The following is a 21,150-nucleotide window of genomic DNA, read 5'->3' on the forward strand; positions in this document are numbered from 1 at the left end:
AAGGCATCAGACCGCCTGCGTCCTCAACTTCTCGCTCCGCCCACGCAGCCACTCCAGCACCAGCAGCAATACCACCGAAAAACCGATCAGCAGGGTGGCGGCAGCGGCGATGGTCGGGCTGAGGTTTTCGCGGATACCGCTGAACATCTGTCGCGGCAATGTCGCTTGCTCGGGACCGGCGAGAAACAGCGTCACCACCACTTCATCGAACGAGGTCGCGAAGGCGAACAGCGCACCGGAAATCACGCCCGGCGCGATCAGCGGCAAGGTCACGCGGCGAAACGCAGTCAGCGGCGAGGCGCCCAGGCTGGCCGCTGCACGCACCAGATTGTGATTGAAGCCCTGCAACGTCGCCGACACGGTGATGATCACGAACGGCACACCCAGCACCGCGTGCACCAGGATCAGCGAGGTGTAGCTGTTGCCCAGCCCGAGCGGTGCGAAAAACAGGTAACTGGCGACCCCGACGATCACCACCGGCACGACCATCGGCGAGATCACCAGCGCCATGACCAGCGCCTTGCCGGGGAAGTTGCCCCGCGTCAGGCCAATGGCCGCCAGCGTGCCGAACACCATGGCCAGCACGGTCGCGGCCGGAGCGACGATCATGCTGTTCTTCAGTGCCCGCATCCACTCGGCAGAGTTGAAGAAGTCCTGATACCACTGCAGGGAAAAGCCCTGCAGCGGATAGACCAGAAAGCTGCCGGAGTTGAACGACAGCGGAATGATGACCAGCACTGGCAGCACGAGGAACAGCAGCACCAGCGCACAGATGATGCGCAGCGCGAAATACCAGATGCGCTCGATCGGCGATGTGTAGGGATTCAGCATGGTGACGCTCCTCAGCTCAGACGCAGGCGGCTGGCGCCGACCAGCCAGCTATAGATCAGATACAGCACGATGGTCGCCAACAGCAGCAGACCTCCCAACGCTGTGGCCATGCCCCAGTTGATGCTGGTGTTGGTGTAGAACGCGACGAAGTAGCTGACCATCTGATCGTTCGGGCTGCCCAGCAGGGCCGGGGTGATGTAGTAGCCGATCGACAGAATGAACACCAGCAGGCACCCGGCACCGATCCCGGCGTAGGTCTGCGGGAAGTACACGCGCCAGAAGCTGGTGAACGGATGACAGCCCAGAGAAATTGCGGCGCGCATGTAGGTCGGAGAGATGTTCTTCATCACGCTGTAGATCGGCAGGATCATGAACGGCAGCATGATGTGCACCATTGAGATGTACACACCCACCCGGTTGAAGACCAGTTCCAGCGGCTTGTCGATAATGCCCATCGCCAGCAACGCGCTGTTGATCAGTCCGCTGGACTGGAGCAATACGATCCAGGCCGCAACCCGCACCAGAATCGAGGTCCAGAACGGCAGCAGCACCAGAATCATCAGCAGATTGCTTTGCCGTGAAGGCAGGCTGGCGAGCAGATAGGCCAGTGGATACGCCAGCACCAGACAGATAACGGTAATGACCAGTCCCATCCAGAAAGTGCGGGCGAAGATGTCCAGATAGATTGCTTGATCAGGGGTCGCGGGGGCCACTTCACCGAGGTCGTCGATGCGATGATCCAGCGCGGCCAGTACGTAATACGGGGTGATGCTGCTGGTGTTGCGGCGCACGGCCTGCCAGTAGGCGGGATCGCCCCAACGCTCATCCAGCGCTTCGAGCGCTTCTTTATAAGAGGCAGGCTCAGTCTTGAACGGCAACGCACGAGCCGTCTTGCTCAGCAGGCTGCGATAACCGGCCAGCTCCACGTTCAAGCGTCTGGACAGATCGCCCAGGGTCGAATTCTTGCGGGTTTCAGCCAGGTCCAGGCTAATTGCCTTGTAGACCGACTCGGGCGGCAGCCCTTTTCCATCCCATTTCTGGACTTCGATCACGGTGCTCGGCAAGGCGGCAACGACTTCCGGGTTATCGACGCTTTTGTAGAGCAGCGCGGCGATAGGGACCAGAAACACCAGCAGCAGGAAGATGACCAGCGGAGCGATCAGTGCCTGGGCCTTCCAGCGGTTGACCCGCTCTGCGCGAGCAAGACGTTGCTTCAAGTTGGGGCTGGCGCCTTCAGTCAGGGGCACGGCGATGGCCATAGCGAACTCCGGAATCTTTCAACGAAGGGTGTTCCCCTTGGTACAGGGAACACCCGGATCTAACGCAACGTGACGCGCTTACTTGGCGGCCCAGGCAGTGAAACGCTGCTCCAGGGATTCGCCGTTGTCAGTCCAGAACGACACGTTCATCTGCACCTGATCCTTGATGTTCTCAGGGGTCGTCGGCATGTTCTGCAGGGTTTCCTTGTCCAGCAGCGGTACCGCCTGAGTGTTGGCCGGGCCGTAGGCAATGTTCTGCGAGTAGACCTTCTGCTGTTCCGGGCTCAGGCTGTAGGCGATGAATTTCTTCGCAGCTTCAGCGTTTTTCGAACCCTTTGGAATGGCCCATGCGTCGAAGTCGTAGACGCCGCCAGTCCACACCACTTTCAGGTTGCTTTCTTTCTGTACGGCGGCGATGCGACCGTTGTAGGCCGAGCTCATCACCACGTCGCCGGAGGCGAGGTATTGCGGCGGCTGTGCGCCGGCTTCCCACCACTGGATGTTCGGCTTGAGCTCATCGAGCTTCTTGAACGCACGGTCCTGGCCGTCTTTGCTGGCCAGCACTTTATAGACGTCCTTCGGCGCAACGCCGTCGGCCATCAGAGCGAATTCCAGGGTGTACTTGGCGCCCTTGCGCAGGCCACGCTTGCCTGGAAATTTCTTGGTGTCCCAGAAATCCGCCCAGCCGCTCGGTGCGCTGGCAACCTTGTCGGCGTTGTAGGCGAGCACGGTGGACCAGACGAAGAAACCGGCACCGCAGGTGGTGATGGCGCCCGGAACATAGTCGGAAGCCTTGCCCAGCATGGCCGGATCAAGCTCTTCGAACATGTCCTCGTCACAGCCACGCGCCAGCTCCGGCGACTCGACTTCTACCAGGTCCCAGGACACGCTCTTGGTGTCGACCATGGTCTTGATCTTGGCCATTTCACCGTTGTACTCACCGGCGATGATCTTGCCATTACCCGCCTTTTCCCACGGCGCGTAGAAGGCTTTTTCCTGCGCGGACTTGTTGGCACCGCCGAAGGAAATGACCGTCAGGTCAGTGGCTGCCATGGTCTGCGCTGCGCACATCATCCCCAGGGTGATGGCGGTGAACTTCAATGATTTCAGCATTTATTCTTTTCTCCACGAGCAGTGTTGGTAAGCGATTGGAATGGGCGATCGATTCGCCTCTGTTATTGCTTTTATCGATAGATCAATGCACTTGCTGCAAGGGGTCGAGCGCGCGCACGTGCTCGACTTGCCATCCGATGGGCACCACGTCGCCGACGCTCAGCGCCGGGTCCAGCTCGGCGATGGGCTGCTTGACGAAGAAGTCGGTCTTGCCTGCCACTTCCAGACGCACGCGCACGTGGTCGCCCAGGTAAATGAACTCGGCAACACGGCCGGAGAAACGATTGGTGCAACTCTCGCTGCGGCCATTGAGGTGGATGCGTTCGGGGCGAATGGACAGCGTGACCGGACCGCCCGGCTGCCCGACGTTGATCGCCAGTGCGTGGACTTTCTCACCGCGCTCCAGCTCGACGACGCAGCGGTCGCCGTCCTGACTGACCAGACGGCCGTTGAGGCGATTGTTCTCGCCGATGAAGTTGGCCACAAAGGTGTTTTTTGGCTCTTCATACAGGCTGCGCGGTGGCGCGATCTGCTGGATTTCGCCCTGATGGAATACTGCCACGCGGTCAGACATGGTGAGGGCTTCGCCCTGGTCGTGGGTCACGTACACCACGGTCACGCCGAGGCGCTGGTGGAGGTGCTTGATCTCCATCTGCATGTGCTCACGCAGTTGCTTGTCGAGTGCGCCGAGGGGTTCGTCCATCAGCACCAGCTGCGGTTCGAAAACCAGCGCGCGGGCAAGGGCGACACGCTGCTGCTGACCGCCGGACAACTGGGCCGGATAGCGATGAGCGAACGTATCCAACTGGACCATGCCCAGCGCACGTTTCACTTTCTCGCCGACATCGGTCTTGCTCATGCCACGCACCGACAGCGGGAACGCCAGGTTCTCGGCCACCGTCATGTGCGGAAACAATGCGTAATTCTGAAACACCATGCCGATGTCGCGTTTGTGCGGCGGCACATTATTGATGGCACGGCCGCCGAGCAGGATTTCACCGGCAGTCGGGGTTTCGAAACCGGCCAGCATCATCAGGCTGGTGGTCTTGCCGGAACCGGACGGTCCGAGCAGGGTGAGAAACTCGCCTTTGCGAATATCCAGGTTGAGGTCTTTGACGATCAGTGCTTCGCCGTCGTAGCTCTTCTGCACACCACGAAAGCTGACCAGAACATCACTTGCTCCAGCGCTTGTATCGACGTCGCTCATTACCCACACCTTTGTTTTCTGTCTGCGTGGCTCGAAGACTAGAACAGCCCGAAGCCCCCGCAAATCGGGGCTGATGAGAGATTAGCCTAGGCAGGCTGGAAGGCCAGGGGTAGGGATTGCCCTACAAGGATGGCGGGGATGGGTATGTCTTCTAAACTGCGCGGAATCAGGTGGGAGCGGACTTGTCCGCGAAAAGTAGCCAACCCTGAGCATCTGCGTCGCCTGACCCATTCTTCGCGGACAAGTCCGCTCCCACGGGTCGGTGTCCAGAACTCTGACACATGTCGTTTTCAGACTCAGAGCAGCTTGTGCTCCATCGCATATTTCACAAGGTCAGCCAGCGAGTTGAGCTTCATTTTCTGCATCAGGCGCGCCTTGTGGGTGCTGATGGTCTTGCTGCTCAGTGCCAGTTGCTGGGCGATGTCGTTGACATTCGCGCCCTGGGCCAGTCGTTCGAAGACCGAAAATTCGCGCTCGGACAGCAGCGAGTGCAACGGGCGGTTGTCGGTGAGGCCCACCTCGAACACCATGCGGTCGGCCAGTTCGGGGTCGATGTAACGCCCGCCTGCCGCCACGCGACGGATCGCCGTCAGCAGCAGCGCCGGATCGCTGTCCTTGGTGGCGTAACCTGCGGCACCGACTTTCAAGGCGCGGGCCGCCATCTGCGCCTCGTCATGCATCGACAGCACCAGAATGGCGGGTGGATTGTTCAAGGCACGAATTCTCGGGATCGCTTCAAGTCCGTTGACGCCCGGCATGGAAATATCCAGCAGCACCACCTCGCAGGCCACATGGCGCAGCGTCTCCAGCAGTTGCTCGCCATTGCTCGCCTCGCCCACCACCTGCAGGTCCTTGGCCAGGCCGATCAACTGCTTGATGCCCTCACGCACGATGGTGTGGTCTTCGGCTACCAGTACACGGATCACTTTGCTCGCTCCTGTCCAGCGGGGTCCAACGGAATATAGGCGCGCAAGGTTGTGCCCTCACCCAGCTCGCTGTCCAGCAACAATCGACCGCCCAGCATCAATACCCGCTCGCGCATCCCGACCACACCGAACGACGCCGACCTGCCGGACTCGATGACGAAGCCCTGCCCGTCGTCGGCCACCGTCATGCAGAGCATGTCTCGCTCAAGCGTCAGGCTGATTTCGACCGTGTGCGCCTGCGCGTGACGCATCACATTGGTCAGCGCCTCCTGAAGAATCCTGAACATTCCTGTCGCCTTCGCATCGCTGAGCGTCGGCAGATTGTCCGGGACCTGCACCAGGCAAGGGATCTGAGTCCGCGCCTCGAAACGCCGGGCCTGCCACTCGATGGCCGAGGCAATGCCCGCATCGAGAATCGGCGGTCTCAGCGCGGTCGCCACATCGCGTACCAACTGGAACAACTGCGCAATCAGTTTTTTCATGCTGCCCAGCCGCTCGCTGAGGCCGGGGTCCAGATCGGCGTAGGCCAGTTCGCACATCGAGGTTTCCAGCTTGAGTACGGTCAGCATCTGCCCCAATTCGTCGTGGACCTCGCGGGCGATCCTGGCTTTTTCTTCTTCACGCACGCTTTCCAGGTGAGCCGACAGTTCGCGCAACTGATCATGGGCGCGACGTCGTTCGCTGACATCGCTGAGGAAGACCACCAGATATTCCGCCTCGCGAAAGCGCAGAAAGCTCAGCGATACATCGACCGGCAATACGCTGCCGTCGGCGCGCACACAATTGGTCTCGAACAGTTGTGGGCTCTCTTCGGTCGAGCGAGCGTTCTTCCACAGGTTGAGCCAGCGATCCATATGCAGGCTGGGGTCAAAATCGATCAAGGGCCTTTCGACGACTTTACCCGGCGCATAACCGAGCATGGTTTCCGCCGCCCGGTTGGCGTAGCGCACGCGGCTGTCCCAGTTGACCCAGAGAATGCCGACGGTGCTCTGGTCGATGGAAAACTGCGCCAACCGTAGCGATTCCTCGCCTTGCACCCGGCGGGCGATGTCATCGCGAGCAGTGAGCAACTCCTGCTCGAGCGCCTGCTGCTGACGACGTTGCCAGATCACGATGGCGAAACAGGCCAGCAGCATCACCAGCAGCAGGATGCACAGGTTCTGCCAGAGCCCCGGCGACTCGCTGAAATGCGAAGGTGTCAGCGGCATCCAGCGGGTGTGCAGTTGATCCAGTTCTCTGGCCGGAATGGCACGCAACGCTTCACCGATGATGTCCGCAAGCTCCGGGGCATCCCGGCGCGACGCGACCCTCAGCAACAGCGGCAGGCCGATGTCGCCCACCACCGCAAGACCTGCAAACTCGGGCTCGCGCAGCAGGCGACTGAGCTGGGCTTCATCGGCCACGGCATAGCGCGCCTGCTGGCTGAGCAACAACTGCAAGGCCTGACGCTCCAGCGGTACGCCTTGCAGATTCAGGTGCGGGTAATTGCTGCGCAGGTAATCGGCCGTGGCACTGGGCATACGGACCGCAACTCGGGAGAGACTGTCGAGCTTGTCAAGATCCACGGCGGTGCTGCCGTCCCGTTCGCCGATCAACAACTGGGAGACTCGTAGATAGGGATCGGAAAACAGCCAGAGTTTCAGTCCCGCAGGCGTCTGGGTCAGACCGGGTGCAACGTCCACTTCGCCCTCGGCCAGCGCTTTCTCGAGTGCGGCCTGATCAGCGAAATTTCGCCACAGCAATTCCACTGGCAACGTGGCCGCCAGGGCATTCATGAACTCGACATTGGCTCCCGACAACTGCTGCAGGCGCTGATCGAACTGCGCGTAGGGCGCACGCAGCACAAGGCCGACGCGCAACGGGCCATGCTGTTTCAGCCACTCACGCTGCGCCGGATTCAGTTGGGCACGCGCAGCAACGTCAGATGCAGCGAACTGTGCATTTGCCGCCTGCGCCATCAAGAGCACAGCCAGGCAGCCGATAAAACCGATGCGCCGAAGACGAGTTAGCAACGTGTCGTTCTCATATAGAGGTAGTGCGCCCAGGCTCACGCCTGACAAAAGCCGATCAACCCATTAGGCTGCCGGTATCGTTTCTGGCTTGGAATATCCGATGTCCCACACCATTCGCGCAATGTTTCCTGCATTGTTTCTGTCATTGATCATTCCTTGTGCCCTGCCTGCCCTGGCAGCCGATGCACCAAAGGACGCGGCCAAGGAAGCTCCCGAAGAGCGCGCGCCACTGCCCAGCCGCGCGCAGGAAGATGCCGTCGCGCTTGAGCGTCAACTGCCCAAAGAGGATCAGCAGCAACTGCAGGCAGGCGACGAAAGCTTTCTGGCGCTCTGGAAACCGGCCAACACCGACGAGCCGCAAGGTGCCGTCATTATCCTGCCTGGCGCAGGCGAATCGCCGGACTGGCCCGACGTGGTCGGCCCGCTGCGACGCAAGTTTCCCAACGTTGGCTGGTCCAGCCTGAGCGTGACCTTGCCGGACGCACAGGACAGTGCGCTGATGCCACGTGACACTGACGCCGCAACCGGCGACGCCAGCGCTGAAAAACCCAAGGAAGCGCCAAAGGATGCGCCTGCCAAGGATGCGGCCGCCGAAGCAGAAGCCCAGGCCAGCGCCGACACGGCCAAGGCAGCGGCCGATGAAGAACGCAACAAGGCCCAGGCTGAACGGGTCTTTGCCCGCATTGATAGCGCGATTGCCTTTGCGCAGCAGAACAAGGCGCACAGCATCGTCTTGCTCGGCCACAGCAGCGGCGCTTATTGGGCGACGCGCTACATGAGCGAGCGCCCGTCGCCTCTGGTACAGAAACTGGTGATGGTGGCCGCGCGCGAACCGCTCGACACGCCACCGTCACTGCTGGACATGGTGCCCACGCTGAAGGTCAACACCGCCGACTTCATCTACAAGAACCCGCCCCAGCAGGCAGCGACCGAACGCCTCCAGGCCAGCAAACGCGCCAAGGGACCGGGCTTCACACAAATCGGGCTGATCAATATTGCAGGCAATGCAGAGACAGAACAGGAACAACTGTTCCGCCGGGTTCGGGGCTGGGTCGAGGCCAAATAGGCCGGGGGATGCTCTTGGCGTGTTGAAACACGCTGTCCGTAGCAATCACCAGATTGTGAGAGGCGTCACCACGTCTTCGACGTAGCGCTGTCGCGCAGCACACACCGGACCGTAGGAGCGCTTGCCCGCGATAGGTTCTTACAGACAGAAAATCAGTGACTGACATGACGCAATCGCGGGCAAGCGCGCTCCTACAAAAAAATCGCGTTCCTTCAGTAAGTTGCAGGTTGTTTGATAAGAGCCGCCTCCCACTGATCGGGGTATTCAGAACACATCCACGCGCAGAATCATCACTAAAACCCGCGGCGCCCCTTGATGAGTCGATAGGCGTTGTGCAGTTCGCTGGTTTTCTCGGTCGCCACACGCACCTGCAATGAGCTGGCGCCCGAGCCTGCGATCTTGTCCGGGTGGTGGCGGCTGAGCAGCCGCCGGTAGGCACGCTTGATGGTCACAGGATCGGTGTCGGCCTTTACGCCCAGCAACAGCAGTGCACCTTTGTAGGCGTCAGTGCTGCCGATTGACGGCCGCTTCATCGGATCATGTTCGGCGGCCAGCGCCTCGATCTGCGGCTCGGTCCAGCCCAGCCACATGCCCCACACACCAATCAGCTCGCGCTCGGCCCGGGACGCCTTGCCATCGGCCCACGCCATTCGCCAACAGGCATGTAACAATCCTTCGGCCTTGTCCGGTTGATCACGCAAACCTCGCAGATAACTGCGCAGCCCATCGGAACCGTCCTTGCCGCGCTTGAACGCATTAATTGCACGCAACTGACCCGCCTTGTCCATGCTCAGTCGTTGCATCTCGACCCGCGCCTGATGGATGTGACTGGCGACCACGCGCCCGTCACATTTGGCCAGGCGCCCCAGCAGCACGAACAGCAACTCATCGTCATGAACAGCCGGGCGACCACCCAGACACTCACGCAGATGCGCCCAGCTGTACAGTTTCAATCGACGGTCCAGCGCCTGCCCCAGCAAGGCGCCCAGCATCGCACCGGGTATGTCGGCAATCGCGTACCCGATACCAGCGCCTGCCAGTGTGCCCGGCCAGATCATTCAGTACGTCCCGCCAGCAACTGCTCCACTTCGGCCAGCCGTTCATGAGTACCGACATCCACCCAGCGTCCGCTGAAATGCTCACCGGTTACCTGCCCTTCACGCATGGCATCACGCAGCAACGGCGCCAGCTTGAACGCGCCCGCCTCGCAGCCGGCGAACAGTCGAGGATGCAGAATCGCGATACCGCTGTAGGTGAGACGGTGCCCGGCCGAATCGTCATCGAGTACCTGACCATCAACCAGCGAGAAATCCCCCGTCGGGTGATGCGCCGGGTTGTCGATCAACACCAAATGCGCAAGCCCCGTTAGCGGTCGACGCAGCGAGGCGAAGTCGTAGTCCGTCCAGATGTCACCATTGACCACCACAAAAAGCTCGTCGCCCAGCAAAGGCAGGGCGCGGAAGATGCCGCCACCGGTTTCCAGCGGCTCGCCTTCAGGGGAGTAACGGATGTTCAGACCGAAGCGCTGGCCGTCGCCAAGCCAGTCTTCGATCTGCTGACCCAGCCACGCATGATTGATGACCAGATCGTGAAACCCGGCCTCACGCAAAGCATTGAGGTGATATTCGATCAAAGGCACACCACCTGCGCGCACCAGAGGTTTTGGCGTGTGCAGGGTCAACGGGCGCATGCGCTCGCCTTTCCCGGCAGCGAGAATCATCGCTTTCATGCAGTCCTCTTCAACACAATCGGTACCTTTTTCAAAATGAGTCAGACGGCTGTCTCGACGGGCTGCTGCAGGCTGGTCAGCAACTGGCCCAGTTGCGCCAGTTCCGGACGTCGCGAAAGAACGGCTTCTATATAGGCGAAAAAGCGTGGAACGTCGCCCAGATAACGCGGCTTGCCGTCGCGGTGACAGATGCGTGCGAAGATTCCGATGACCTTCAAGTGACGCTGTACGCCCATCAGGTCGCTGGCCCGCTCGAACGCAGCGAAGTCTTCATGGACCGGAATGCCCAGCGCCCGCGCCTTGTCCCAGTAGATTTTCAACCAGTCGCTGACGCGCTCCTGCGGCCAGCTCAGGAACGCATCCTTGAACAGGCAGGTGATGTCGTAAGTGACCGGGCCATACACGGCATCCTGAAAATCCAGAACGCCCGGATTGGGTTCGCTGATCATCAGGTTACGAGGCATGTAGTCGCGATGCACCAGCACCTTGGGCTGTATCAGCGCACTTTCGATCAACAAATCGCTGGCCTGCTGCCAGTCAGCCAGTTGCGCCTCGTCCATGTCGATGCCCAGATGACGCTTCACGTACCACTCGGGAAACAGCTCCAGTTCACGGCGCAGCAAGGCCACGTCATAACTGGGCAACGGCGCATCCATCGGCAACTGCTGATAAGCCAGCAACGACTCGATGGCGTCGGCAAACAACGCATCCGCGTTATCGGCATCGATCACGTCCAGATAAGTCTGACGCCCCAGATCATTGAGCAGCAAAAAGCCCTGCGCGAGGTCCTCGGCATAAATTTTCGGAACATTTATGCCGGACTTTTCCAGCAAATGAGCGATATCCACAAACGGTTTGCAGTTTTCCTGGGGTGGCGGCGCGTCCATCACAATAAAAGTTCGCCCTTCGCCCTCCCAACGGAAATAACGACGAAAACTCGCGTCGCTACTGGCCGCAGTCAACGTGGCCGGGGGTACGGCGCCCCAATTCTGCGCGGCGAACAGCGCTGGCAACTGCTGATCCAGCCAAACTTTCAGGGATTGCAGGCGTATATCTTGATCTGGCATTACAAGGGTCTCCGACGGCGCTAGCCGTCAAGCGGGTCATGCTTTATTATCCGGAATCTTTTTCAGCCCATCGAGAGGCGTGCGGCCCCCCCGCGGGCAGATGGCGCGCAGGAAGCCCGGACTAATAAGATGGCATTGAAATCCCCCGCGTTTCGTAAAAAATTTCCGTTGCTCGTAACCGGCAGTCTGCTGGCGATGCAACCTCTGGCCACTCAATTCGTGGTTGCCGCGGAACAGTATGACTGCTCAGTCTCTGCTTCGGGTGCCTGGAATTGTGCGCCTAAATCCGGCACCGCTGCCGTTGAACTGCCTCCGCGCCCCGTGCACAGCACGACGTCGGTCAGTTCCAACGGTACTGTGACCTCGGAAAGCACTTCCGCCGGCGAACCAGTTGCGACCACGCAACTGGTGACCGAAGCCAAGGGCAAAGGCCTGAGGTCGCGTAGTGCTGACTACAGTCACCTCGATTGGGTTCCTCGTGAAAAGCTCACCGCAGCACAACTGGCCGAAACCGGTCCGTATTGCTCGGGTGCCTACGTAGAGCCGATTCGCCCGGGTATGGACGACAAGACGAAGATGAGCGATGCACCGATGTTCGTCGGTGCAAAAGCCTCGCGTTACGAGCAGGAAGCACAGGTTGCGACCCTTGCTGGTGACGTCGTGTTACGTCAGGGCAGCATGCAGGTACAGGCTCAGGAAGCCTCCCTGCATCAGGCCGAGAACCGTGGCGAGCTGAACGGTGACGTACGTCTGCGTGACAACGGCGCGCTGATCGTCGGCGACAAGGCCGAACTGCAGCTCGACACAGGCGAAGCCCGTGTCGACAACGCCGAGTACGTCCTGCACAAATCGAACATTCGCGGTAACGCTCTGTACGCCAAGCGTGCCGAGAACGCGATCATTCGTCTCAAGGACGGCACGTACACCACGTGCGAGCCGAACAGCAACGCCTGGACGCTCAAAGGCAACAACATCACGCTGAACCCGGCCACCGGTTTCGGCACTGCGACCAACGTGACGCTGCGGGTCAAGGACGTACCTGTACTCTACACGCCGTACATCTACTTCCCGATCGACGACCGTCGCCAGTCCGGTTTCCTGCCGCCGAGCTTCTCTACGAGCACCGACACCGGCTTCATGCTGGTCACACCGTACTACTTCAACCTGGCGCCGAACTACGACGCCACGCTGTACCCGCGGTACATGGCCAAACGCGGTCTCTTAATGGAAGGTGAGTTCCGCTACCTGACCAAGAGCAGCGAAGGCCAGTTCGGCGGCGGTTACCTGAATGACGAAAACGATGATCGCAAGCTGCAGTCGGATTACGACAAGACACGCTGGATGATCAACTGGCAGCACAAGGGCGGGCTGGATTCGCGCTTGATGACAAAGGTCGACTACACCGATATCAGCGACCCGTACTATTTCCAGGATCTGGAAAGCGATCAGATTGGAGTAGAAAGAACTGACTTCCTCAACCAGCAGGGCTCGTTGATCTATCGTGGCTCAAGCTACACGGCGACGCTCAATGCTCAGGCCTACAAGCTGGCAACCGTCTCCAAAATTACGCCTTACAACCGACTGCCTCAGATTTCCCTGGACGGCGTACTGCCTTACAGCCCCGGTGGTCTCAAGTTCGAGTATCAGACAGAAGCCGTTCGTTTCGACCGGGATTTGCGTGACGGTACCTTCATCGATGAAGACGGTATTGCCGAGCGACGTCTGGACTCCAACATTTCCGGTATCGCCCGGGCCAATGGAGACCGCCTGAATCTGGCTCCGGCAGTGAGCCTGCCGATGAACTGGAACTACGGTTTCCTGACGCCGAAGCTAAAGTATGTCTATACGCAGTACGCGCTTGACCTGGACAGCCAGGGCAAGAACTCGCTGTTGGCAGACGAGGAGTACAGCAGCAGCCAGAGCCGCAGCGTACCCATCTTCAGCGTCGACAGCGGTCTGTACTTCGACCGTGACACCCAATGGTTCGGCAAGAATTATCGCCAGACCCTTGAGCCTCGACTGTTCTACCTCTACGTGCCGGAGAAGGATCAGACCGACATCCCGGTATTCGACTCTGGCGAAAGTACGTTCAACTATGCGTCGCTTTTCCGTGACAACCGCTTCTCCGGCTCCGACCGCATCGGTGACGAGAACAAGTTGTCTCTGGGCGTGACCAATCGCTGGATAGAGGAAAACGGCTTCGAACGTCAACGCCTCAGTATCGGCCAGGCTCTGTATTTCGCAGATCGCAAGGTTCAACTTCCGGGTGTGGTCTTTGAAGACCGCGACGACGCGCAGGCCAAGGTCTCTCCTTACGCGCTGGAATATGAATACCGTTTCAACCGCGACTGGCGCTTCAACTCCGACTTCAATTGGGATCCCGACAGCAAGAGCACCCGTTCGGGCAGTGCGTTCTTCCACTACCAGCCTGAAGACACCCCGAACAAGGTCGTCAACCTCGGCTATCGCTATCGCAATGACCAGATTCGTTACGACGAAAGCACTGGCCGTTGGATCGTGGGTGGCGGCGACTACGGTCGTCCGGGTGATCCGAACTACGTGAAGGATTACTACAAGATCCAGCAGCACGACTTCTCGGTCATTTGGCCGATTGTGCCGCAATGGAGTGTTATCAGCCGCTGGCAGTTCGACTACAACCGTAATCGTACACTCGAGGCGTTCGGCGGCTTCGAATACGATAACTGCTGCTGGAAAATGCGACTGATCAACCGCTATTGGATTGACTACGACGAATCCAGCCAGGCCGAGCCTCAGAACGAAAAAGGCGACCGCGGCATATTCCTACAAATCGTGTTGAAGGGACTCGGCGGCGTGACCGGCGCCAAAGTAGAGAGCTTCCTCGACAAAGGCATCCAAGGTTATCGTGAACGTGAAGACCAAGCTTTCTGATTGTCTGCGCCCGCTGATGCTGGGCGCGTTACTCCTGAGCGGTGCTGTGCATGCAGCGGTTCAGCCTCTGGACAGTGTCGTGGCCATCGTCGACAACGACGTGATCATGAAAAGCCAGATGGACCAGCGTGTTCGTGAAGTTCAGCAAACCATCGCCAAGCGCGGGTCGGGCGTACCGCCCGCCGAAGCGCTGCAGCAGCAGGTTCTGGATCGTCTGATTCTGGAAAACCTGCAGTTGCAGATCGGCGAGCGCTCCGGCATTCGCGTCACTGACGAAGAACTGAATCAGGCCATCGGCACCATCGCTCAGCGCAATAACATGAGCGTTGACCAGTTCCGTGCAGCGCTGGCCCATGACGGTCTGTCATACAACGATGCACGCGAGCAGGTTCGTCGCGAGATGATCATCAGCCGTGTGCGCCAGCGTCGTGTGGCCGAGCGTATCCAGGTCTCCGAACAGGAAGTGAAGAACTTCCTGGCCTCCGATCTGGGCAAGGCTCAGCTGTCCGAAGAGTTTCACCTGGCCAACATCATGATCGCCACGCCTGACAGTGCATCGTCCGATGCCATTCAGGCCGCAGCGCGCAGGGCCAAGGACGTTTACGACCAGTTGAAGAAAGGTGCCGACTTCGCACAGATGGCGATTGCAAAATCGTCGAGCGAAAGCGCGCTGGAAGGCGGCGACATGGGCTGGCGCAAGGCAGCCCAGTTGCCACCTCCGTTCGGCGACATGCTCAGTTCGATGCCAATTGGTGACGTGACGCCTCCGGCGCGTACACCGGGCGGCTTCATTATCCTCAAGCTGCTGGAAAAGCGCGGTGGACAGGGTCAGGCTCAAATGCGCGATGAAGTGCATGTGCGCCACATCCTGATCAAGCCAAGCGAAATCCGCAGCGAAGAAGAAACCAAGCGTCTGGCTGCCAAGATCTATGACCGCATCGAAAACGGTGAAGATTTCGGCGAACTGGCGAAGAGCTTCTCGGAAGATCCGGGTTCGGCGCTCAACGGCGGTGACCTGAACTGGGTCGATCCCAACTCGCTGGTTCCAGAGTTCCGTGAAGTGATGACCGAGACGCCTCAGGGCGTGGTCTCCAAACCGTTCAAGACTGCTTATGGCTGGCACGTTCTGGAAGTCCTGGGCCGTCGCGCCACGGACGCCACCAGTCAGGCTCGTGATCAGCAAGCGTTGAACGTACTGCGTAACCGCAAGTACGACGAAGAGCTGCAAACCTGGCTGCGTCAGATCCGTGACGAAGCCTACGTTGAAATCAAGCTTCCTGGCGCAGTCCAGGCTGCTCAGTGAAACCAAAGCGCTTCGCCCTGACACCCGGCGAGCCGGCCGGCATAGGTCCCGACCTTTGCCTGCTGCTCGCCACGCAGCCTCAGCCACACCCCCTGATTGCCATTACCAGCCGCGACCTGCTCACCGAGCGAGCCGCGCAACTGGGCGTGGCCGTCAACCTGCTCGACGTGATGCCAGATGCCCTCCCCGACTCGCCCGCTCCTGCGGGCAGCCTGTATGTCTGGGATACTCCGCTGGCGGCGTCGGTGGTCACGGGTGAGCTGAACACGGCCAACGCCGGGTTCGTGCTGCAAACCCTGACACGCGCCGGACAAGGCTGCCTCGACGGCCTGTTCAGCGGCATGATCACCGCCCCGGTGCACAAGGGCGTGATAAACGAAGGCGGCTTTGCCTTCTCCGGACACACCGAATTCCTCGCAGAGCTGACCCACACCGAGCAGGTGGTGATGATGCTGGCCACTGGCGACCTGCGAGTCGCACTGGTCACCACACACCTGCCGTTGCGCGATGTTGCCGATGCCATTACCCCGGACCGGCTGGAACGCGTCACGCGCATTCTGCATGCCGATCTGGTGAACAAGTTCGGCATCCTTCACCCGCGCATCCTGGTGTGTGGCCTGAACCCGCATGCTGGAGAAAGCGGGCATCTGGGGCGCGAGGAAATCGACATCATCGAACCGACTCTGGAGCGTCTGCGCAGCGACGGCCTGGACCTGCGTGGTCCGCTGCCTGCCGACACTCTGTTTACCCCCAAATATCTGGAGCACTGCGATGCGGTGCTGGCGATGTACCACGATCAGGGCCTGCCCGTACTCAAGTACAAAGGCTTCGGCGCAGCCGTCAATGTGACGCTGGGCCTGCCGATCATCCGTACGTCCGTCGACCACGGCACCGCGCTGGATCTGGCGGGCAGTGGCAAGATCGACACCGGCAGCCTGCACGTCGCACTGCAAACCGCCTACCAGATGGCCGAGACCCATTCATGACCGAGCTATACCAACACCGGGCGCGCAAGCGTTTCGGGCAGAACTTCCTGCACGACGCAGGCGTTATCGACAAGATCCTGCGCGCGATTCGCGCCAAACCCGAAGACCGTCTGCTGGAAATCGGTCCGGGTCAGGGCGCATTGACGGAAGGCCTGCTCAACAGCGGTGCCCACCTGGATGTCGTGGAACTGGACAAGGACCTGATACCGATCCTCAACAGCCAGTTCGCCGGCAAGCCGAACTTCAACCTGCATCAGGGTGATGCGCTGAAGTTCGACTTCAACAGCCTGGGTGACGAGCCTCGCAGTCTGAGAGTCGTTGGCAACCTGCCGTATAACATCTCGACACCGCTGATCTTCCACCTTTTGCAGAACGCCAGCCTGATCCGCGACATGCACTTCATGCTGCAGAAAGAAGTGGTCGAGCGTCTCGCAGCAGGCCCTGGCGGCGGAGACTGGGGTCGCCTGTCGATCATGGTTCAGTATCACTGCCGCGTGGAACACCTGTTCAACGTCGGGCCTGGCGCGTTCAACCCGCCGCCCAAGGTGGACTCGGCCATCGTGCGCCTCGTGCCGCACGAAACCCTGCCCCACCCGGCCAAGGATCACCGCCTGCTGGAGCGCGTCGTACGCGAAGCCTTCAACCAGCGTCGCAAGACCCTGCGTAATACCCTCAAACTGCTGTTGAGCAGTGACGACATCACCGCTGCGGGTGTAGACGGCAGTCTGCGTCCGGAGCAACTGGACCTGGCCGCTTTCGTTCGTCTGGCCGACAAGCTGGGCGAGAAAGCCGTCGCGGAGTAAGCATTGGTAACAGGTAAACGGCAGACGGCCATTGGTCATTTTTCGTTTACTTGTCCTAGACTGATGCTGCTGTTGAGCACTCCGTTTTTTTCGCTATGGATTTCAAGGCCTACTGAATGTCCGATTCCCGTTATCAGGTCGACGTCAGCGTCGTCACGCGCTTCCTCGCAGAACAGTCCCAACCCGAGCAGAATCGCTTCGCGTTCGCCTACACCATCACGGTCCAGAACAATGGCCAGCTGCCTGCCAAGCTGTTGTCCCGGCATTGGGTCATCACGGATGGCGACGGCCACGTCGAGGAAGTCCGTGGCGAAGGCGTGGTGGGTCAGCAACCGCTGATCAAGGCTGGTCAGAGCCACACGTACAGCAGCGGCACCGTGATGACGACCAAGGTCGGCAACATGCAGGGCTCTTATCAGATGCTGGCCGAAGACGGCAAACGCTTCGACGCCGTCATCGCCCCGTTCCGCCTTGCCGTTCCGGGTGCCCTTCACTGATGGCGGTGTACGCCGTCGGCGACCTGCAAGGTTGCCTGGATCCGCTGAAGTGCCTGCTTGACGATGTGCAGTTCGATCCTGAAAAGGATCAATTGTGGCTGGTGGGCGATCTGGTCAACCGCGGCCCCCAGTCGCTGGAGACACTCCGGTTCCTATACGGCATCCGGCAATCGTTGGTCTGCGTACTGGGCAATCATGACCTGCACCTGCTGGCCGCCGCACGCAGCATCGAGCGCCTGAAAAAAGGCGACACGTTGCGTGAAATCCTGGAAGCGCCGGATCGTGACCAACTGCTGGGCTGGATACGCCAGCAGAAACTGATGCATTACGACGAATCGCGCAATGTCGCCATGGTCCACGCCGGAATCGCACCCCAGTGGTCGCTGAAGAAAGCGCTCAAGCATGCGGCCGAAGTCGAACAGGCTCTGCAGGAAGACAACCTGTATGAACCGTTTCTGGACGGCATGTACGGCAACGAGCCTGCCAAGTGGGACAACGACCTTACTGGTGTCACCCGGCTGCGAGTCATCACCAACTACTTCACGCGTATGCGTTTCTGTACCAGCGATGGCAAGCTCGACCTCAAGGGCAAGGAAGGCGTCGAGACGGCCAAGCCTGGCTACGCTCCCTGGTTCACTCACAAGAACCGCAAGACCCGCTCGGTGAAGATCATCTTTGGCCACTGGGCCGCGCTTGAAGGTCGCTGTGACGAGCCGGACGTCTTCGCGCTCGACAGCGGCTGCGTGTGGGGCGGCGCCATGACACTGCTCAACGTCGATACCCTTGAACGCCATCAATGCAATTGCGATGCTGTCGGCCATGTTGCAACACCGACCATCACCCGAATACCGGCAGACGCCAGCCGTCATCAGCCGCCACAGGCTCAGGAGCCCACGCAATGACCGATTTCAAACGCATCCCCCCCGAACAGGCTCAGGCACTGCGCGAGCAAGGCGCGGTCGTGGTCGATGTTCGTGACGCCCAGACGTTCGAGAGCAGCCACATTCCCGAGTCACAGCACCTGGACAACCACTCGATCGCCGACTTCATCGCCAAAGCCGATCTGGACAAACCCCTTGTGGTGATCTGCTATCACGGCAACTCCAGCCAGAGCGCAGCGGCCTATCTCGTGGGTCAGGGATTCTCGGACGTGTACAGCGTGGACGGCGGCTTCGAGCTGTGGCGCTCGACTTTTCCGGCCGAAACCGTACAAGGCAACTGAAAAAAATATTTTTATGACAGTCGATCCCGCGTTCTACGCGGGCTCGCACCCCAACTGACGAACGGTCAGCCCGTCTTCTCGCTCATCCCTTCTTTATCTTTCCGAATCCGAACTATCCTTAGCCTAGGCCATCCGAAATCAGGGGAGAGCCGGTACACCGGCGCGTGGGTCATCGGTAGTTACTTTTATGGTGTTCTGGGGGGTAAACGGCATCTGGATACTCAGCTGCTGCCAGCATCGACTGACGATCCGCCGCCGGCTCAACGTATCGAGCGAGGTGACGTCATGAGTATTTTTAGCCACTTCCAACAACGCTTTGAAACCACACGTCAGGAAGAGCTCTCGCTGCAGGAGTATCTTGAGCTCTGCAAACAGGATCGCAGCGCATATGCTTCGGCGGCAGAACGTCTGCTGCTGGCCATAGGCGAACCTGAGCTGGTGGATACTTCCGCCAACTCGCGGCTGTCGCGAATTTTTTCCAACAAGGTGATACGTCGCTATCCGGCGTTTGCAGACTTCCACGGGATGGAAGAATGCATCGACCAGATCGTCTCGTATTTCCGTCATGCCGCTCAAGGCCTGGAAGAAAAGAAGCAGATCCTCTATCTGCTCGGCCCGGTTGGCGGTGGTAAATCGTCTCTGGCTGAAAAACTCAAACAACTGATCGAAAAAGTCCCGTTCTACGCCATCAAGGGCTCGCCGGTATTCGAATCGCCATTGGGCCTGTTCAATGCCAATGAAGACGGTGCCATTCTCGAAGAAGACTTCGGCATCCCGCGGCGCTACCTGAGCACCATCATGTCGCCCTGGGCGACCAAGCGTCTGGCTGAGTTCGGGGGCGACATCAGTCAGTTCAAGGTCGTGAAACTCTATCCATCGGTTCTCAACCAGATCGCTGTGGCCAAGACCGAACCGGGTGACGAGAACAACCAGGACATCTCGGCGCTGGTCGGTAAGGTCGATATCCGCAAGCTGGAAGAGTTTCCGCAGAACGACGCCGACGCCTACAGTTATTCGGGCGCGCTCTGCCGGGCCAACCAGGGCCTGATGGAATTCGTCGAGATGTTCAAGGCGCCGATCAAGGTCCTGCACCCATTGCTGACCGCCACTCAGGAAGGCAACTACAACAGTACCGAGGGGCTGGGCGCGATTCCGTTTACCGGCATATTGCTGGCGCACTCCAACGAATCGGAATGGCACAGCTTCCGCAACAACAAGAACAACGAAGCCTTTATCGACCGTATCTATATCGTGAAGGTGCCTTACTGCCTGCGGGTCAGCGACGAGATCAAGATCTACGACAAGCTGCTGTTCAACAGCTCTCTGTCCAAGGCGCATTGCGCACCGGACACGCTGAAGATGCTGGCGCAGTTCACCACCCTGTCGCGCCTCAAGGAGCCGGACAACTCCAACATCTATTCCAAGATGCGGGTGTACGACGGCGAGAACCTCAAGGATACCGATCCGAAAGCCAAGTCGATCCAGGAGTACCGCGACAGCGCGGGCGTCGACGAAGGCATGAACGGTCTGTCGACCCGATTCGCGTTCAAGATTCTGTCCAAGGTGTTCAACTTCGACCCGCATGAAATCGCGGCCAACCCGGTGCATCTGCTCTATGTGCTGGAACAGCAGATCGAACAGGAGCAATTCCCCGCTGAAACGCGCGAGCGTTATCTGCGCTTCATCAAGGAATACCTGGCGCCGCGCTACATCGAGTTCATCGGCAAGGAGATTCAGACCGCTTACCTGGAATCCTACAGCGAGTACGGGCAGAACATTTTCGACCGTTACGTGCTCTATGCGGACTTCTGGATTCAGGATCAGGAATACCGCGATCCGGAGACCGGCGAGATTCTCAACCGTGTGGCACTGAACGAGGAACTGGAAAAGATCGAGAAACCGGCCGGTATCAGCAACCCGAAAGATTTCCGCAACGAGATCGTCAACTTCGTGCTGCGCGCCCGCGCCAACAACAACGGCAAGAACCCGACCTGGCTCAGCTACGAGAAGCTGCGTGTCGTGATCGAGAAGAAAATGTTCTCCAACACCGAGGACCTGCTGCCGGTCATCAGCTTCAATGCCAAGGCCAGCAAGGAAGACCAGCAGAAGCACAACGACTTTGTCACTCGAATGGTTGAACGGGGCTACACCGATAAACAGGTACGTCTACTCTCCGAATGGTATCTGCGCGTACGCAAGTCGCAGTAATGGCAGCGGCA

18 protein-coding genes are annotated in these 21,150 nt (G+C 59.6%); 9 read left to right on the forward strand and 9 right to left on the reverse strand.

Annotation, left to right across the window (positions count from 1 at the left end):
• Window positions 1-6 precede the first annotated feature (6 nt).
• From AC0IXS_RS11880 to AC0IXS_RS11905, 6 genes are all read right to left on the reverse strand, one after another.
• A complete protein-coding gene (locus tag AC0IXS_RS11880) occupies window positions 7-831 on the reverse strand; it encodes an ABC transporter permease (protein ID WP_449117685.1) in 825 nt (274 codons plus the stop codon).
• Between the two features lie 11 nt (window positions 832-842).
• Entirely contained in the window at window positions 843-2,090 is a 1,248-nt protein-coding gene (locus tag AC0IXS_RS11885; protein ID WP_471824686.1) for an ABC transporter permease, read from the reverse strand.
• 78 nt (window positions 2,091-2,168) lie between these two features.
• On the reverse strand, window positions 2,169-3,203 hold the full coding sequence (locus AC0IXS_RS11890) for a polyamine ABC transporter substrate-binding protein (RefSeq protein ID WP_004885367.1): 1,035 nt from the start codon (window positions 3,201-3,203) through the stop codon (window positions 2,169-2,171).
• A gap of 82 nt (window positions 3,204-3,285) precedes the next feature.
• The gene (locus AC0IXS_RS11895; protein WP_025995960.1) at window positions 3,286-4,410 is read right to left on the reverse strand and encodes an ABC transporter ATP-binding protein; all 1,125 of its coding nucleotides are present in this window, start codon (window positions 4,408-4,410) and stop codon (window positions 3,286-3,288) included.
• A gap of 296 nt (window positions 4,411-4,706) precedes the next feature.
• Window positions 4,707-5,336: a response regulator gene (locus AC0IXS_RS11900; protein ID WP_004885362.1), complete on the reverse strand. Its 630-nt coding sequence runs from the start codon at window positions 5,334-5,336 to the stop codon at window positions 4,707-4,709.
• A complete protein-coding gene (locus AC0IXS_RS11905) occupies window positions 5,333-7,294 on the reverse strand; it encodes a sensor histidine kinase (RefSeq protein WP_471826226.1) in 1,962 nt (653 codons plus the stop codon). The genes AC0IXS_RS11900 and AC0IXS_RS11905 overlap by 4 nt, the downstream gene beginning before the upstream one ends.
• A gap of 154 nt (window positions 7,295-7,448) precedes the next feature.
• Between AC0IXS_RS11905 and AC0IXS_RS11910 the strand changes: the two genes are divergently transcribed.
• The gene (locus tag AC0IXS_RS11910) at window positions 7,449-8,414 is read left to right on the forward strand and encodes an alpha/beta hydrolase family protein (protein ID WP_471824689.1); all 966 of its coding nucleotides are present in this window, start codon (window positions 7,449-7,451) and stop codon (window positions 8,412-8,414) included.
• 293 nt (window positions 8,415-8,707) lie between these two features.
• Here the strand turns inward: AC0IXS_RS11910 and AC0IXS_RS11915 are convergent, their stop codons facing one another.
• From AC0IXS_RS11915 to AC0IXS_RS11925, 3 genes are read right to left on the reverse strand one after another with little or no spacing between them, the layout of a single operon-like run.
• A complete protein-coding gene (locus AC0IXS_RS11915) occupies window positions 8,708-9,472 on the reverse strand; it encodes a TerB family tellurite resistance protein (RefSeq protein WP_057409929.1) in 765 nt (254 codons plus the stop codon).
• Window positions 9,469-10,143 (reverse strand): N-acetylmuramate alpha-1-phosphate uridylyltransferase MurU, encoded by a 675-nt coding sequence (murU, locus tag AC0IXS_RS11920; protein ID WP_057409930.1) that lies wholly within the window; start codon window positions 10,141-10,143, stop codon window positions 9,469-9,471. The genes AC0IXS_RS11915 and murU overlap by 4 nt, the downstream gene beginning before the upstream one ends.
• Before the next feature lie 41 nt (window positions 10,144-10,184).
• Window positions 10,185-11,210 carry an aminoglycoside phosphotransferase family protein gene (locus tag AC0IXS_RS11925; RefSeq protein ID WP_122668073.1) on the reverse strand — a complete coding sequence of 342 codons (1,026 nt, stop codon included), beginning with the start codon at window positions 11,208-11,210 and terminating at the stop codon, window positions 10,185-10,187.
• 129 nt (window positions 11,211-11,339) lie between these two features.
• On the opposite strand from AC0IXS_RS11925, the gene AC0IXS_RS11930 reads away from it, so the two are divergent.
• From AC0IXS_RS11930 to AC0IXS_RS11965, 8 genes are all read left to right on the forward strand, one after another.
• A complete protein-coding gene (locus tag AC0IXS_RS11930; protein WP_057409932.1) occupies window positions 11,340-14,120 on the forward strand; it encodes an LPS-assembly protein LptD in 2,781 nt (926 codons plus the stop codon).
• Window positions 14,101-15,423, forward strand: a complete 1,323-nt coding sequence (locus AC0IXS_RS11935) for a peptidylprolyl isomerase (protein ID WP_004885338.1) — start codon at window positions 14,101-14,103, stop codon at window positions 15,421-15,423. The genes AC0IXS_RS11930 and AC0IXS_RS11935 overlap by 20 nt, the downstream gene beginning before the upstream one ends.
• Window positions 15,420-16,409 (forward strand): 4-hydroxythreonine-4-phosphate dehydrogenase PdxA, encoded by a 990-nt coding sequence (pdxA, locus tag AC0IXS_RS11940; RefSeq protein ID WP_471824692.1) that lies wholly within the window; start codon window positions 15,420-15,422, stop codon window positions 16,407-16,409. The genes AC0IXS_RS11935 and pdxA overlap by 4 nt, the downstream gene beginning before the upstream one ends.
• Window positions 16,406-17,212 carry a 16S rRNA (adenine(1518)-N(6)/adenine(1519)-N(6))-dimethyltransferase RsmA gene (gene rsmA, locus AC0IXS_RS11945; protein ID WP_471824694.1) on the forward strand — a complete coding sequence of 269 codons (807 nt, stop codon included), beginning with the start codon at window positions 16,406-16,408 and terminating at the stop codon, window positions 17,210-17,212. The genes pdxA and rsmA overlap by 4 nt, the downstream gene beginning before the upstream one ends.
• 116 nt (window positions 17,213-17,328) lie before the next feature.
• A complete protein-coding gene (gene apaG / locus AC0IXS_RS11950; RefSeq protein WP_025993453.1) occupies window positions 17,329-17,709 on the forward strand; it encodes a Co2+/Mg2+ efflux protein ApaG in 381 nt (126 codons plus the stop codon).
• Window positions 17,709-18,611 carry a symmetrical bis(5'-nucleosyl)-tetraphosphatase gene (locus AC0IXS_RS11955; RefSeq protein WP_057409935.1) on the forward strand — a complete coding sequence of 301 codons (903 nt, stop codon included), beginning with the start codon at window positions 17,709-17,711 and terminating at the stop codon, window positions 18,609-18,611. The genes apaG and AC0IXS_RS11955 overlap by 1 nt, the downstream gene beginning before the upstream one ends.
• Window positions 18,608-18,931 (forward strand): thiosulfate sulfurtransferase GlpE, encoded by a 324-nt coding sequence (glpE, locus tag AC0IXS_RS11960; RefSeq protein WP_004885333.1) that lies wholly within the window; start codon window positions 18,608-18,610, stop codon window positions 18,929-18,931. The genes AC0IXS_RS11955 and glpE overlap by 4 nt, the downstream gene beginning before the upstream one ends.
• Before the next feature lie 285 nt (window positions 18,932-19,216).
• Entirely contained in the window at window positions 19,217-21,139 is a 1,923-nt protein-coding gene (locus tag AC0IXS_RS11965; protein WP_004885332.1) for a PrkA family serine protein kinase, read from the forward strand.
• The last annotated feature ends 11 nt before the right edge of the window (window positions 21,140-21,150 follow it).

Source organism: Pseudomonas sp. AC016, from assembly GCF_979253365.1.

What these genes read in the sequence shown, in the direction of transcription:
- AC0IXS_RS11880 (WP_449117685.1), bottom strand. Translation starts at nt 831, where the DNA reads ATGCTGAATCCCTACACATCGCCGATCGAGCGCATCTGGTATTTCGCG.
- AC0IXS_RS11885 (WP_471824686.1), bottom strand. Translation starts at nt 2,090, where the DNA reads ATGGCCATCGCCGTGCCCCTGACTGAAGGCGCCAGCCCCAACTTGAAG.
- AC0IXS_RS11890 (WP_004885367.1), bottom strand. Translation starts at nt 3,203, where the DNA reads ATGCTGAAATCATTGAAGTTCACCGCCATCACCCTGGGGATGATGTGC.
- AC0IXS_RS11895 (WP_025995960.1), bottom strand. Translation starts at nt 4,410, where the DNA reads ATGAGCGACGTCGATACAAGCGCTGGAGCAAGTGATGTTCTGGTCAGC.
- AC0IXS_RS11905 (WP_471826226.1), bottom strand. Translation starts at nt 7,294, where the DNA reads ATGGCGCAGGCGGCAAATGCACAGTTCGCTGCATCTGACGTTGCTGCG.
- AC0IXS_RS11910 (WP_471824689.1), top strand. Translation starts at nt 7,449, where the DNA reads ATGTCCCACACCATTCGCGCAATGTTTCCTGCATTGTTTCTGTCATTG.
- AC0IXS_RS11915 (WP_057409929.1), bottom strand. Translation starts at nt 9,472, where the DNA reads ATGATCTGGCCGGGCACACTGGCAGGCGCTGGTATCGGGTACGCGATT.
- murU (WP_057409930.1), bottom strand. Translation starts at nt 10,143, where the DNA reads ATGAAAGCGATGATTCTCGCTGCCGGGAAAGGCGAGCGCATGCGCCCG.
- AC0IXS_RS11925 (WP_122668073.1), bottom strand. Translation starts at nt 11,210, where the DNA reads ATGCCAGATCAAGATATACGCCTGCAATCCCTGAAAGTTTGGCTGGAT.
- AC0IXS_RS11930 (WP_057409932.1), top strand. Translation starts at nt 11,340, where the DNA reads ATGGCATTGAAATCCCCCGCGTTTCGTAAAAAATTTCCGTTGCTCGTA.
- rsmA (WP_471824694.1), top strand. Translation starts at nt 16,406, where the DNA reads ATGACCGAGCTATACCAACACCGGGCGCGCAAGCGTTTCGGGCAGAAC.
- apaG (WP_025993453.1), top strand. Translation starts at nt 17,329, where the DNA reads ATGTCCGATTCCCGTTATCAGGTCGACGTCAGCGTCGTCACGCGCTTC.
- AC0IXS_RS11955 (WP_057409935.1), top strand. Translation starts at nt 17,709, where the DNA reads ATGGCGGTGTACGCCGTCGGCGACCTGCAAGGTTGCCTGGATCCGCTG.
- glpE (WP_004885333.1), top strand. Translation starts at nt 18,608, where the DNA reads ATGACCGATTTCAAACGCATCCCCCCCGAACAGGCTCAGGCACTGCGC.
- AC0IXS_RS11965 (WP_004885332.1), top strand. Translation starts at nt 19,217, where the DNA reads ATGAGTATTTTTAGCCACTTCCAACAACGCTTTGAAACCACACGTCAG.